13 protein-coding genes are annotated in these 14,072 nt (G+C 67.1%); 7 read left to right on the top strand and 6 right to left on the bottom strand.

Annotated elements, in window-relative coordinates; all coding sequences use genetic code 11:
- Positions 1-21: 21 nt before the first annotated feature.
- Both AC27VE_RS22740 and AC27VE_RS22735 read right to left on the bottom strand, forming a co-directional pair.
- A complete protein-coding gene (locus tag AC27VE_RS22740; protein ID WP_488705041.1) occupies positions 22-2,139 on the bottom strand; it encodes an acetate--CoA ligase family protein in 2,118 nt (705 codons plus the stop codon).
- 21 nt (positions 2,140-2,160) lie between these two features.
- Complete coding sequence (locus AC27VE_RS22735; protein WP_488705040.1) at positions 2,161-3,516, bottom strand: MmgE/PrpD family protein; 1,356 nt, start codon at positions 3,514-3,516, stop codon at positions 2,161-2,163.
- 235 nt (positions 3,517-3,751) lie between these two features.
- Here AC27VE_RS22735 and AC27VE_RS22730 point away from each other — a divergent pair, with 235 nt between their 5' ends.
- The 7 genes from AC27VE_RS22730 to AC27VE_RS22700 are packed head-to-tail and all read left to right on the top strand — an operon-like array spanning position 3,752 to position 10,439.
- Positions 3,752-4,645: an NAD(P)-dependent oxidoreductase gene (locus AC27VE_RS22730; RefSeq protein WP_488705039.1), complete on the top strand. Its 894-nt coding sequence runs from the start codon at positions 3,752-3,754 to the stop codon at positions 4,643-4,645.
- Positions 4,646-4,704: 59 nt separating this feature from the next.
- Complete coding sequence (locus tag AC27VE_RS22725; RefSeq protein ID WP_488705038.1) at positions 4,705-5,682, top strand: Bug family tripartite tricarboxylate transporter substrate binding protein; 978 nt, start codon at positions 4,705-4,707, stop codon at positions 5,680-5,682.
- Entirely contained in the window at positions 5,683-7,113 is a 1,431-nt protein-coding gene (locus tag AC27VE_RS22720; protein WP_488705037.1) for an NAD-dependent succinate-semialdehyde dehydrogenase, read from the top strand. It abuts the gene before it with no gap.
- Between the two features lie 24 nt (positions 7,114-7,137).
- Positions 7,138-8,361 carry an ABC transporter substrate-binding protein gene (locus tag AC27VE_RS22715; RefSeq protein ID WP_488705036.1) on the top strand — a complete coding sequence of 408 codons (1,224 nt, stop codon included), beginning with the start codon at positions 7,138-7,140 and terminating at the stop codon, positions 8,359-8,361.
- Entirely contained in the window at positions 8,358-9,173 is an 816-nt protein-coding gene (locus AC27VE_RS22710; RefSeq protein WP_088587429.1) for an N-acyl homoserine lactonase family protein, read from the top strand. Before AC27VE_RS22715 ends, AC27VE_RS22710 begins: the two co-directional genes overlap by 4 nt.
- 13 nt (positions 9,174-9,186) lie before the next feature.
- Positions 9,187-9,573 carry a hypothetical protein gene (locus tag AC27VE_RS22705; protein WP_088587428.1) on the top strand — a complete coding sequence of 129 codons (387 nt, stop codon included), beginning with the start codon at positions 9,187-9,189 and terminating at the stop codon, positions 9,571-9,573.
- Positions 9,570-10,439, top strand: a complete 870-nt coding sequence (locus AC27VE_RS22700; protein ID WP_315129961.1) for an alpha/beta fold hydrolase — start codon at positions 9,570-9,572, stop codon at positions 10,437-10,439. Before AC27VE_RS22705 ends, AC27VE_RS22700 begins: the two co-directional genes overlap by 4 nt.
- Before the next feature lie 22 nt (positions 10,440-10,461).
- Here AC27VE_RS22700 and AC27VE_RS22695 read toward each other — a convergent pair whose 3' ends face one another.
- The 4 genes from AC27VE_RS22695 to AC27VE_RS22680 form a co-directional block, all read right to left on the bottom strand.
- Positions 10,462-11,364: a LysR family transcriptional regulator gene (locus tag AC27VE_RS22695; protein WP_427957726.1), complete on the bottom strand. Its 903-nt coding sequence runs from the start codon at positions 11,362-11,364 to the stop codon at positions 10,462-10,464.
- Entirely contained in the window at positions 11,361-12,677 is a 1,317-nt protein-coding gene (locus AC27VE_RS22690) for a type II toxin-antitoxin system HipA family toxin (RefSeq protein WP_488705035.1), read from the bottom strand. Before AC27VE_RS22690 ends, AC27VE_RS22695 begins: the two co-directional genes overlap by 4 nt.
- A 14-nt stretch (positions 12,678-12,691) precedes the next feature.
- Entirely contained in the window at positions 12,692-13,033 is a 342-nt protein-coding gene (locus AC27VE_RS22685; RefSeq protein ID WP_088587424.1) for a helix-turn-helix transcriptional regulator, read from the bottom strand.
- Positions 13,034-13,162: 129 nt separating this feature from the next.
- Positions 13,163-14,072 (bottom strand): S66 peptidase family protein (locus AC27VE_RS22680; RefSeq protein WP_488705034.1); only part of this gene is annotated, 910 nt, incomplete at its 5' end.

The following is a 14,072-nucleotide window of genomic DNA, read 5'->3' as shown; positions in this document are numbered from 1 at the left end:
GAGTGAAAAAATGGGCAAGGGTCAGGCCATGCGAACCAGGCCGTCGACGGCGACCACGCCATCGGCGCGGACGAACAAGGGGTTGATTTCGGCTTCCTCCACCTGCACGCCGGCCAGGCAAGCCAGCCTGGAAAACGCCGCGATGGTGCGGGCCAAGCTTTCGCAATCGCCTTCGGGCAAGCCGCGAAAGCCCCGGACGAGCCGGGTCTGGCGGACCTCCACGATCATGCGGCGGGCTTCGTCCACGGACACGGGCGCCAGGCGCAGCGCAAAGTCCGGCGACAGCTCGGCGGCGATGCCGCCTGCACCCAGCAGCACGGTGGGGCCCACCAGCGGATCGTGGCGATAGCCCAGGATCAATTCGATCAACCGGCTTTCCATGGGCTGGACCAGGATGCCGTCGATACGTGCCTGGGGCGCCTGGCGGCGAACGGCATCCAGCATCTGGCCCGCCGCAAGCGCCAGCGCCTGCCCATCCGCGATGCCGACACGGACAGCGCCCAATTCGGTCTTGTGGGCCAGGTCCGGCGAGCAGACCTTGGCCACCAGCGGATACGGCACGCTGTGCTGCAGCGCGTCCGGCGCCAGCAGTTGGCCGGCCGCCACCGGCACGCCCAGGCTGCGGAACAGTGCGCCCGACTCGTGTTCACTGAGCATGCCTCGTTGCGGCAGCCCGTCCGGCCACGCCACGGGCGTGCCTGCCACCGGCGGCTGGCCGGCATCGGCGAAGAACACGGAAAGCGCGTCGGCGCAGGCCTCAGGCGTGCGAAAGGCGGCGATCCCGCCCGCACGCAGCAAGGCCAGCGATTCCGGGGCCTCGGGCGCCAGGAAGACCGCAAGGGGTTTGCCGTCCGGCTTGTCCGCCTCCAACAGCGGCTTGACCGCCAGGCCGGGATGGAACTGCGCCGAGGATCCCACCACGCTCAAGACGGCATCGCACCAATCGGCGCGCAGCAGGTGTTCAAGCAGCATCTTGTATTGCGCGCTGCTGGCTGCCAGTGTCAGGTCGATGACGGGCGTTTCCCGAATGTTCAGGCCGGATTGGGCGGTCATCCGCACGAAATCCGCGGGTGGCGCTACGGCGGCCAGGCCGTGCAGCCCCAGGTTGTCGACCACGGTGGCAGCGCCGCCGCCCGTGGTGGTGATCACCGCGACTCGGGCGGCGGCGCCCTCGGCCACGGCAGCGGCGGCACGGTGCGGCCGGCGATAACGCGACGCCAGCGGCGCGATCTCGAACAAGGTCTCCAGATGCCGCACCCGCATGACCCCATGCGCGATCAAGAAGGCGTCGACTGCCGCGTCGTTGCCGGCCATGGCCCCCGTATGCGACTGCGCCAGCGCGTCGCCTTGTTCGGACCGGCCCAGTTTGTAGGCGACCACCGGCTTGCCCTGGACCCGGGCACGCGTCAGCGCCCGGGCCAGCATCGGCGCGTCGCGCAAGGTTTCCAGGAACAGCAGGATGACTTTGGTGTGCGGGTCGTCGACCAGCGCATCGACTACCTCGCCGACGGAGATATCGCTTTCGTTGCCCACCGACACCGACTTGGCGAACCCGAAGCCGCGGGCCGCGGCGCGCGACAGCAAGGACCCCATCATCGATCCGCTCTGGGACACCATGCTGATGTCGCCGGGCAACAGGGTGTCGGCCTCGAACGCGGCGTTCACGGACAGGATCCCGCCGGTATGCAGGTCGGCCAGGCCGATGCTGTTCGGTCCCAACAGGCGCAGGCCCAGCCCGCGCGCCTGCGCCACCAGTGCGGCCTGGCGCGCCTGGCCGTCCGGCCCGGTTTCACCGAACCCGTCGGAATAGACGGTCACGACCCGCGCGCCGGCTTCGGCACAAGCCGGCAGCAGCGCCGCCACTTCAATGCCGGGAATCATCACGAAAACGTGGTCGACCGGCCCGGGCAGGCCCGCCAGCGACGGATACGCCCGTTCGCCCAGGATCTCGGCCCGGGCGGCGTTGATGGGGTAGATGGCCCCGCTATAGCCATGCTTGCGCATGAACCGCAAAGGGCGCGCGGTGTTCTTGCGCGCGTCGCCCGAGGCGCCCACCAGGGCGACCGCGCGGGGGGACAGCAATGCGTCGGCGAAGGAAGACGAGGAAGAAAAAGAGGACATGGATGCGGCGGATGTCATGGGTTCCAAAGGGATCGGGAATCAAAGTCGGGGCATGTCCGCGGCCAGGCGCAGTGCGCGCACCGGCATCGTGTCCAGGCGCCACACGTCCTCGCGCAAGGCGCGGGCGCGCGCCCGGCCCAGGACAGGACCGGCCAGTTCGTCGAATTTGTCGGCAAGGTCCGCATCCGACAACGGCGACTCGGGGTCACCTTTGCGAAACGGGGAATGGTGTTCAAGCACCTGCCCGGCGCTGGTCGTGACCGTCAGCCGCGCGGCGCGCATGCGGGGAAAGCCCGCTGTGAACGCAGGGTCTGCCCGCAACTCCAGCCGTTGCATCAGCTGGCGTACCTGTGGGTCGCGCAGACGGTCGGGGCTGAAAGCGTCCAGCCGTACCGAACCATGGACAAGCGCGTGCGCCACCACGTACGGCAGGCTGAACTTGGCCTCGAAGGCGGTGTTGGGCGAAAAATTGCCCGTGACGTCCAGGGACGTCTGATAGGCGTCCACCCGTAGCGCCGCGACGTCGTCCGCACACAGCCCCTGCTGGCGCAACGCCAGCGCGGCGTCGATGGCGGCGAAGGTATGGCCGCAGCAGCCGTGGTTCTTCTGCGTGATCGACAGGATGTTGTAGCGTTGGCCCAGGCCGTCGACGGCCACGGCCCAGTCGGGATCTTCTGCCAAGGCCGCCCCGAAGCCGACCTTGCCTTCCAGGATGTCCGGTACGCCGGTAATGCCGTGCGCCGCGCCCTGCCCGGCCCGCACGCCGACTTCGGCGGCATGGCCGGCGTGCAGCGCCTTGCTCATCGCGTCGGACCGGAAGGCCTGCTGCAGGCCGCTGGCCAACGTGCCGGCGGTGGCCAGCGCATGCAGCATCGCCTGCGCGTCGCCCGGGGCGCACAAGGCCGCCGCGGCGGCGGCGCTGCCGAAGCAGCCCACGGTGCCGGTGGTATGGAAGTAGCGGTAATGCGACGGTTGCACGGCAGCGCCGATGCGGGTCGATATCTCGTAACCCACCACGATGGCGTTCAGCAAGGCCTGGCCGCTGGCGTCGCCCTCTTCGGCCAGCGCCAGAGCGGCGGCGATGGTTGGGCAGCCGGGGTGATAGATCGCGTCGCGGAAGATGTCGTCGAATTCCACGGCGTGCGACACGCTGCCGTTGATCCACGCCGCCGTGGCCGCAAATGCGGTGGTGGCGCAGCCAGGCAAGCTGGAAGCGCCAGAACCCAATTCGGCGCCGTGCGCGCCCAGCAGTTGCAGGCAAGGCGCCGTGCGCGTGCCGGGATACAGCGCCGACAGCCAATCCAGGAACGCGCGCTTGGCGTGGTGGTTGACCTCGTCCGGCAACCTGGCCAGCGTGTCCTGCGCGCCATACGCGGCGATCGTGTCCAGCAGCATGCTTGTCTCTCCTCTTGTTATTGCAGCGCGGCAACTGCGTCGCTGATATCTGCCGTCCACTCTAGGCGGCCTGCCCCCGGCCAGGATTGATAAAAAGGAAAACGAGCGTTCTTGTTCCAGGGGGGACGGATTTTGAGATAGTTGCTTTGCCAATTTTTCATACCGCCCGGCGGGGGCCTTCCGTAAGCTGCATGGCAATAGCAAGAAAAACAGTCGCCATACCAAGGAGGAAGTAATGAGTGAGACAAAGACCCCGCTGGGTTTCATCGGCCTGGGCGTGATGGGCGAACCCATGTGCGCCAATCTCGTCCGCAAATCCGGGCACCCGGTTTATGTGGCCGATATCAGTCCCGAGCCGGTGGCCCGCATCGGCGCATTGGGCGGCCACGCCTGCGCATCGATCATCGAAGTGGCGCAGACCGCCGAAATCGTGTTCCTGTCGCTACCCAGCATCGTGCAGGTGGAACAGGTGTGCACCGGACCGGGCGGTCTGGTGGAGGCCGCCGGGCGCGTCCGCATCGTGGTCGACATGAGCACCAGCGACGTCGGCCGTACCCGCCGCCTGGCCGAGGTGTTGCGCGGCCACGGCATCCTGCTGATCGACGCGCCGGTGGCGCGCATGCGCGAAGCCGCCCGGCTGGGCACGCTGATGATCACGGTAGGCGCCACCCGCGAGGACTACGAGACGGTCCTGCCCTACCTGTCGTGCATGGGCACGGACGTGCTGCTGTGCGGCGGCGTCGGCAATGGGCAGGTCGTGAAGATCATGAACAACATGGTCGTGTTCATGACGGTGCATGCGCTGGCGGAAGCCATCACGATCGGCCGCAGCGCGGGCGTTGACGGCACGCTGCTGCTGGAAGCTCTCAGCAAGGGCTCGGCCGACAGCTTCGTACTGCGCAATCCGGGCCAGAAGGCGCTTGCCGCGGAATCGTTCCCGGAAAAGACCTTTCCCACGGAGTACGCGATCAAGGACATCCTGCTGGCGCTTGAACTGGCGAACCAGGGCGATGTCGACGCCCGCGCCGCCAAGCTGACGCACGACCTGCTGGAGCGCACGCGCGCCGCGGGCTACGTCAAGGAGTACTACCCGGTGATGGTCAAGCTGATCGAACGCGGCTACGCCTGAACCCTGTATTCCTGCCGGCGGCGCCTGATGCGCCGCACCTTTCCCTATTCGAGACAACCATGACCTCCATGCTCTCCCGGTGGGCGCTGCCCGTGCTCGCCGCCGCGTTCGGCTTCAATGCCGCCGCCGCGGATTACCCCGTCAAACCGATCACGCTGGTGATCGGATTCACCGCCGGCGGCCCCACCGACGCCGTCGGCCGCTATCTGGCCCGCGGGCTGGAAACCGAACTCGGCCAGACCATCGTGGTGGAAAACCGCCCGGGCGCCAACGGCGTCGTGGCGGTGCAAGCCGTCAAGCGCGCCGCCGCCGACGGCTACACGCTGATGCTCGGCAGCAGCGGCACGCTGTCCATCGAGCCCGTCTACAAACAGAAGGTCGACTATCAGGTGCTCAAGGACTTCCAGCCCGTCGGGCTGGTGGCCAGCTACCCGTACCTGCTCGTCGTGCCGGCCGATTCGCCGTTCAAGACCGTACAGGAGCTGATCGCCGGCGCGCGGGTCAAGCCCGGCGCATTGACCTTCGCGTCCGCCGGCAGCGGCGCCGTCAACCACCTGGCCGGCGAATGGTTCAAGAGCGCCTCCAAGGTGGATATCACCCACATTCCCTACAAGGGCGACTCGGCGGCCATCGCTGACCTGGTGGCCGGCCGGGTGGACATGGCGTTCCTGAGCGCCATCGCCGCCATGCCGCAGGTGCAGGCCGGCAAGATGCGGGCGCTGGGGATCGCAGCCGCCCAGCCCTCGTCCGTGGCGCCGGGCGTGCCGACCGTGGCGGAATCGGCCGGCATCCCCGGGTTCACCGCCGAGCCGTGGAACGGCGTGCTGGCGCCCGCCGGGGTGCCGCCCGCCGTGACGCAGCGCCTGAACGCCGCGATCAACAAGGTGATGGGCACCGAAGCCGCGCGCGACGCGCTGTTGAAACTGGGCCAATACCCCATGACCGGCAGCCCCGAAGACTTCGCGCGGCACATCAGCACGCAAACCGACCGCTGGGCGCAAGTCATGCAGACCAGCCACATCGCAAAGGCGGACTAAATGCACTATCCCGAACTGAACCTGCTGATCGGCGGCCGCGCCGTGCCCGGCGGCAACCGCCCGGGCCTGGAAGTGATCGACCCCGCCACTTTGGCCGTGCTGGGGCGCGTGCCGGTTGCGGCGCCGGACGACATCGACGAGGCCCTGGAAGCCGCCCGCCGCAGCTTTCCCGGCTGGCGCGATACGCCGGCGCTGGAACGGGCGGTCATCCTGCGCCGCGCCGCCAGCCTGATGCGCGAACGCACGCCGCTGTTGGCGTGGCTGATCACCCGGGAACTGGGCAAGCCGCTGGCCGAATCCGAGAAGGAAGTGGCGACCGCGGCTGAAATGTTCGAATGGGCGGCTGAAGAGGCCCGGCGCACCTATGGCCGCCTGATCCCAGGGCGTGTTGGCGGCATCCGCCAGATGGCCGTCCCGGAGCCGGTTGGCCCGGTCGCCGCCTTCTCGGGCTGGAATGCGCCGGCCATCACGCCGTCGCGCAAGATCGCGGGCGCGTTGGCGGCCGGCTGCTCCATCGTGATCAAGCCGTCCGAGGAAACCCCTGCGATCGCGCTGGAAATCGGCCGCGCGCTGGCCGATGCCGGCCTGCCCGCCGGCGTGTTGAACATGCTGTTCGGCGACCCCGGCGAAATCTCCAAACGCCTGATCGCCTCGCCCGTGATCCGCATGGTGACTTTCACCGGGTCCACGTCCATCGGTCGCGAACTGGCGGTGATGGCCGCCGCCGGCCTGAAGCGCGCCACGCTGGAGCTGGGCGGACACGCGCCGGTGCTGGTGTTCGACGATGCCGACCCGGAAGCCGCCGCCGATGCCCTGCTGGCCGCCAAGTTGCGCAATGCCGGCCAGATCTGCACGTCGCCCACCCGCATGTTCGTGCAGCAAGGCGTCTATGAGCGGTTTGTGCAGCGTCTTGCCGAGCGTGCCCGGGGCTGGCGCGTCGGCAACGGGCTGGAAGCCGGCGTGCAAATGGGGCCGTTGGCGAACCCCCGGCGCCTGGCCGCCATGGAAACCATGGTGGCCGACGCGGTCAAGCACGGCGCGCAGCTTGCCGCCGGCGGCACGCGCCTGGACCTGCCCGGCTGGTTCTGGGCGCCGACCGTGCTGCGCGACGTCGGCCCCGACTGCCTGGCCGCCAACACCGAACCCTTCGGGCCATTGGCGCTGGTGCAGCCCTTTCGCGAGACGGACGAAGCGCTGGCGCTGGCCAACCGCGTGCCGTTCGGCCTGGCCTCGTATGTGTTCACGCGCGACGCCGCGACGGCGCGGCTGGCATCCGAACGCATCGAAAGCGGCGTCGTCTGCATCAACCACTGCCAGGCATCCCTGCCCGAGACCCCCTTCGGCGGCTTCAAGGACAGCGGGCTGGGAAAGGAAGGCGGCGTCGAAGGCCTGCAGGAATTCATGCAGATCAAGTACGTCAGCCAACTGTAGCCGCCCCATCCAAAGGAGAAGACCATGAATAAGAAGATCACCACCCTGCTCGTCCTGGCTGCGGGCGCCGGGCTGGCGCAAGCGCCCACGCACGCCCAGGTGGCGGCAGGCATTTCGGACGGCGTCGTGCGCATCGGCGTGCTGACGGACATGTCGGGCGCCTATTCTGGCAACGTCGGGCCGGGTTCGGTGCTGGCCACCAAACTGGCCATCGAAGACTTCGGCGGCCAGGTGCTGGGCAAGCCGATCGAGATGCTGTCGGCCGATCACCTGAACAAGACCGACGTGGCCGCCGGCCGGGCCCGGGAATGGATGGACCGCGAAAAGGTCGACGTGGTGACCGAACTGGGCAACAGCGCGGTCGCGCTGGCCGTGATGAACATCGCCCGCGAAAAAGGCCGCATGACGATGGTGACCGGTGCGGGCGCCACCCGCATCACGGGCGAAGACTGCTCGCCCAACAACGTCCAGTGGGTCTATGACACCTATGCGCTGGCCAAGGTGGGCACGCTGCCGCTGGTCGAAGCCGGCGCAAAGAAATGGTATTTCGTCACGGCCGACTACGCGTTCGGCCATTCGCTGGAAAGCGACGGTATGCGTTTCGTAAAGGAAGGCGGCGGCACGGTGGCCGGCTCGGTCCGCTATCCCTTCCCGGGGACGGACTTCGCGTCCTTCCTGCTGTCGGCCCAAGCCAGCAAGGCGGATGCGGTGGGCTTCGCCAGCGCGGGCGCCGACTTGCAGAACGAGATCAAGCAGGCCCGCGAATTTGGCCTGGCCGACCGCCAGAAGCTGGTCGCCATGCTGATGAGCATCACGGACGTGCACGGCGTGGGTCTGGAAGCTGCCCAGGGCATGACGTTCGCCGAAACCTTCTACTGGAACATGGACGACGAGACGCGCGCCTTCGCGCAGCGCTTCTTCAAAGCCGCCAACAAGATGCCCACTGCCTTGCAGGCCGGCCAGTATTCCGCCGTGCTGAACTACCTGCGAGCCGTGGAGAAATCGGGTACGGACAATGTGGACACCGTGATGAAGACGCTGCGCAGCATGCCGATCCATGACGCGTTTGCGCGCAACGCCCGGCTGCGCGAAGACGGCAAGCTGATCCACGACACCTATGTGGTCGAGGTGAAGGCGCCCAAGGAATCCCAGGCTGCGTGGGACTACTACAAGATCGTCAAGACGGTGCCGGGCGACCAGGCTTTCATGCCCTTGGCCGAAAGCCAATGCAAGCTGGTCAAGCAATGACCACGGCGCCCGCCGACGGCGCCGCACTGCCGGTCTACGAGGCGTATGCCATCCGCTACGCCAGCGTGACCCGGCGCGCGGTCGACAACTTCCTGTCTCGCGCCGATGTGCACGACGGGCCCATGCCGCTGGATTTCTATTGCTGGCTGCTGCGCGGCCCGGCCGGCAATGTGCTGGTAGACACCGGTTTCAGCGCATGCTCGGCGCGCGCCCGCGACCGGGCCTTCACGCTGCATCCCGAGGCCGCGCTGGCCCGGCTGGGCCTGGCGCCGGCCGACATCGACCACGTAATCCTGACGCACTTGCACTATGACCACGCCGGCAACGTCGAGGCCTATCCCCGAGCGCAGGTCCATCTGCAAGACACCGAAATGCAGTACGCCACGGGCCGCTACATGTGCTTTGCGGCCATGCGGCATTTCTTTTCGGTGGACGACGTGCAGTCGGTCGTGCGCCAGGTCTATGCGGGGCACGTCCGCTTCCACGATGGTGACGCCGAGCTTGCGCCCGGGCTGGAACTGCATCACATCGGCGGCCATACCCAGGGCCTGCAGGTGGTGCGGGTGCACACCGCGCGCGGCTGGATCGTGCTGGCTTCCGACGCCCTGCACTATGCCCGCAACTTCACCGACGACAACCCGTTTCCCGCTATCTTTCACCTGGGCGACATGCTGGAAGGCTATCGGCGTATTCGCGCGCTGGTGCAATCCGACGCGCATATCGTGCCGGGCCACGATCCCGCCGTCGCCCGGCAGTATCCGCCCGCCGATGGCGAAGCAGGCATCTACCGGCTGGATACGCCCCCTTTGTGACAAGGAAAACCCGATGCAAGAAGACGACTTCATCCTGAACCGGCTGGCCGACGCCGTGAACGGTCAAGAGCGACTGGTATGGCGGGGCCGCCATCTGAACACGGTGTTCCTGCTGGAGCGCGGCGGGGACGCCTACCTGATCACGGTGGCGGCGGGCCGGATCCAGTCCGTACGGAAAGGCCCCTTCGTGATGCCGCGCTGGCAGTTCGCCCTGCGCGCCTCGGCCGAAGACTGGGCGCAATTCTGGCGTCCCCTGCCCCCGCCAGGCTTCCACGATCTGATGGCGCTGGTGAAGTTCCGGCGCCTGCGTGCCGAAGGCGACCTGTATCCCCTGATGTCCAACCTGCTGTATTTCAAGGACGTGCTGGCCTGCCCGCGCGCCGAAGGAGCGTCCTCGTGAATTCGCAAACCGCCGTCTTCGAACCCATCATCGGGCGCTACCTGCATTTGACGCTAGGCGGCCGCACGCACCGCGTCTATGTCGAGGAAGCCGGCACCGGCATCCCGCTGCTGTGCCTGCACACTGCGGGCGCCGATACCCGGCAGTACCGGGCCGTGATGAACGACCCGAGGATCCTGGCGTCCTTCCGGGTGATCGCGTTCGACCTGCCCTGGCACGGCAAATCGTCACCGCCCGAAGGCTGGCAGCAGGAAACCTACCGACTCACTTCCGAGGATTACGCGCAAGCGATCATCGCGGTTGCCGACGCGCTGGCGCTCGACCGGCCGCTGGTGATGGGGTGCTCCATCGGCGGACGCATCGTGCTGCATCTTGCGCTGGAACACGCGCACCGCTTCGGCGGCGCCATCGGGCTGCAGTCGGGCGCCCACGTGGACCCCTACTATGACCTGGAATGGCTGAACCGGCCCGACGTGCACGGCGGCGAAGTCTGCGCCGGCATCGTGTCCGGCCTGGTGGGCCCGGGCAGCCCCGACAATCACCGGTGGGAAACGCTGTGGCACTACATGCAGAGCGGCCCAGGCGTGTTCAAGGGCGATCTGCATTTCTATACGGCCGATGGCGATATCCGGGACCGCGTGGCCCAGATCGATACGCGTCGTTGCCCCTTGTGGCTGCTGACCGGCGAATACGACTATTCGTGCACGCCGCAAGACACCGAATTCCTGGCCGGACGAATCGCCGGATCGCATTGGCAGATCATGGAGGGCATGGGCCACTTTCCCATGAGCGAAGATCCCGACCGCTTCCTTGCCTATCTGCGGCCGGTGCTGGCCCAGGCGGCCGAAGCGCGCCTGACCGGCTAGCCATCGCGACACGCCGGCGCCGTTACTGCGCCGGCGTGTCGGGTGTCGTCAGCGCCTTTAGCAATTCTTCCACCGGGCGCGCCAGTTGCGCCGTGTCGCGCACGCAGACATAGAACTGGCGTTCCGCCCAGTCATCCCGCAGCCGCAGCAGCACCAGGCCCATCGACGCCAGATAGTGGCGCGCGATGCCTTCCGGCACCACGCCGATGCCCAGGCCTTCGCGGATCATCCGGCACCGCGTCTCAAAGTTGGACACCTGCAGCTTGACGTTGGGCGGCCGCGACAGCGTCTGCCCCGCATACGCCAGGAACTGGTCCAGCGAATGCCGGGGAAAGTAGCCCAGCAGGTCATAGTCCAGCGCGTCTTCCAGGAACAGTTCCGTCCGGTCCGCCAGCGGATGGCCGACCGGCACGACCAGCCCCACACGATCCCGGCGGAACGGGAACGACGCGACGCCGGGCACGGGATGATCGGCGTGATAGATGCCGATATCCACCGACGCCTCGGCGACCAGACGCGGAATGTCGTAGCTGTGGCCTTCCAGCAGGTCCACGCTGACGTCGCTGCGGCCCGCCAGGAACCTGCCCATCACGCCGGGCAGGAATTGCAGGATGGTCGACGGGTTGCTGGCCAGCCGGATCTTGGCCTGCCCATTGACGGAGTAGCCGTTGATGGCCTGCTCGGTCAGTTGCACGCTGCGCAGGATGGCTTTCGCGCGTTGATAGAGCAAGGCGCCGGCAGGCGTGGGCTCGACCCCGCGGCCATGGCGATGCAATAGGGTGCGGTCCAGGTGGCGCTCTAACTCGGCCACCCGTTTACTGGCGGCGGACGTCACCAGGTTTTCCCGTTCGGCCGCTTTCGACAGGCTCTTTTCTTCGACGGCCGCGACGAAGATTTCCAGGGCAGGAATATCCAGCTTTTTCATACCGGCAATATACCGTGCCGCCATGCCGTCAACGTCGCTTCCACCTGTGTGATTTCCGCGCGGCTCATCCCGGCGCGGTCATAGAAGCCGGCGCGCTCGGCCACCACCTTCCGCACGCGGTCCAGGATCGACTGCGCCACGACTTCGGAGCGCAAGCCAAAGCGGCGGTATTCGGTCAGGCAATTTTCGAACGTGCTGTCGCGCCCCGCCGCGCCGATGTGCAGGTAATGCTTGGCCGACCCTTCCTGCGTGACCACATCGAACAAGGGCGACAGCCGATACGTGCCCGCGCCCTCGTCCTTCACGAAGCCCACGTTCTTCAGATGGTCGTCGGTGTTGTGCACGGCGACGTTCAGGATCATGCGGGCATACAGTTCTTTCAGGTCTTGCACCGGGTTCGACGAGACGCGGCGCACCACGTCCGCCAGGCGCGCGTACGAATACGTGGCCTTGCCGCGCGCGCCGTCCAGTTCGCGCTTGCCGATCTGTGCCGACGGGCTGATCAGCGACGCGCCGCTCAGGAAATGGCGGCGGGCCACCACGGGTTCGCCGCCGCGCTCGGCCGCAAGCCGCTCCCGGTCGAAGCGGCGGGTCAGCAGCACGGCGCCCAGATGGGTTTGCGTCAGATGGATCTCGGGCACGGTCAGCCCGATCGCCCGGGCCATCTCCAGATTGGCAAACTCTACGCGTTGCCGGTCGTAGGAATCGCCTTGGCGCGGAAACTTGGCGATCCACATCTCGCCTTGCTCGTCGCGCACGATGGTCTTGGGGCGCGCCCCGCCGATATCCCACGAACTGCCCAGGATGTCGCGGTACAGGCCTTTCGGCTTCACGCCCTGGTCGATGTCCGTCAGCAAATCCGCCAACGATTCCAACTGGCTGATCTCGGGCAAGCGATAGGTCTTGCGCATATTGGGCGTGAGCTGGCGCGCGCTGAAGAACAGCGCCCCCACGCCCATGCCGCGCCCGCGCAGCAGGACTTCGTCTTCGGTCACCCGGGCGCCCGCCTTGTCCACGCGCATCACGTTGCGGCCCCAGGCATCCGGCGCGGCGTCGAAGATCGCCCCCAGCGTTTCGTAGCGGCTTTCCGTGCGGAAGGTCGTCTTGGCGTCGATCAGGGGCAGGTTCAAAGGGTCCAGCGCGAAGGCGCGCGGGTCGTTCACATACGACTGCACATAGGTGAACTCGGCAAAAAAGTGATTCTCGTCCGAGTCGTCCAGCGTCAGCACGCCGGCCAGGACCGCTTCGCCGCGGATGTCCACGTAGACAAACAGCTGGCTTTCAACGGATTTGTGTTTGCGGGCGCGCGCCATGCCGAGCCTTGACCCTAGAGTTTGGTGGGGTCGATGCGGTGCGCGGGCGTTGCTGCGCCACCCCGGCTGGGCCGCCGCAACGCGTCCAAGCGCTTGCCCACGCCGTCCTGGTCGGGATCGGCAAGCGTGAACAGCTGGTCGCCAAAGCCGTATTGCAGCAGCGCTTCCACTGCCAGCGCCAGGGATACCCCACCGTCGCCGCGTTCCAGACGCGCGATAGTGGCCCGGGACACGCCCAGGCGGCTGGCCAGCGCGCTTTCCGATTCGGCGCGACGCAGGCGCGCCGTGCGCAGGTTTGCGCCTAGCCGCGCGAGTGCATCGGCCGCATCGAAGCTGGGTTCGATCTTCTTTTTCATGCTTTGATAATAGTGCGGAAACCGCCCTATTGCATGATTAATGAGGCACAGGGTGTTTCATTTATGCCCCATTAATGAGTCATAAATACACATTTTGACTCATTAATAGCTCAGATTCCGAGGAATTCCTCACACCACCACGGCTTGATCCAGCCGCAAAGCGCCGCGGCCCGTGTCCAGCGTGACGCGTGCGCCCAAGGGCAGCGTCAGGTTCGGGTCGCCGTGCCCACTGGGCCAACCGGCCAGCACCGGAATCCCACGGGACCGGAACTGGTCCAGAATCAGGGGATACAGCAGGCCCTGCGCCTGCGCGTCATCCATCTGCACGCCCAGGCGGGTGAAATTGCCCACCAACAGGCCCTTCACGCCATCGAACTTGCCGGCGGCCGCCAATTGGCCCAGCAAGCGGTCGACGCGCGGCACGGCTTCGTTGACGTCTTCGATGAACAGGATGGCATCGCGCGTGTCGATCTCATTGCGCGTACCGGTCAGCGCGGCTATCAGCGCCAGGTTGCCGCCGATCAGCCGCCCGCTGGCCACGCCCGGCACCAGTTCGGTGGCCAAGGCGTCCTGCGGGGGCGCTATCCATGCGCCGTTACCCATCTGGCCGGTGACCATCGCCAGCAGGCTGGATTCCGTAGGTTCGCGTTTGCCGGCCAGCAAGTCCTGGCCCAGCATCGGCCCGTGGAACGTCACAAAACCGGCATGACGCTGCAAGGCCAGATGCAGCGCCGTGATGTCGCTGTAGCCGATGAAAGGCTTGGCGTGCTTGCGTAGCAGCGTGTAATCCAGCTGGTCCAGCAAGCGCCATGATCCGAACCCGCCTTGCAAGCACCACACCGCGCCCACGTCGGGGGCGGCAAACGCGTTGTGCAAGTCGGCCAGCCGGTCGGCATCGCTGCCGGCCAGATAGTCATAGGGCGTGTCCAGCCGGGTGCGGCTGGCGGGCATGACTTGGGCGATGAAGCCGCGAGCCTCCAGCCATTCCGCCGCCTCGTCGCTGGCGCCAGGCGCCGCGGAGGCCGGCGCGACGATGGCG

The organism is Achromobacter sp. 18P8.1.1 (genome assembly GCF_057799415.1).
This window is presented reverse-complemented; position numbering and strand designations above follow the sequence as displayed.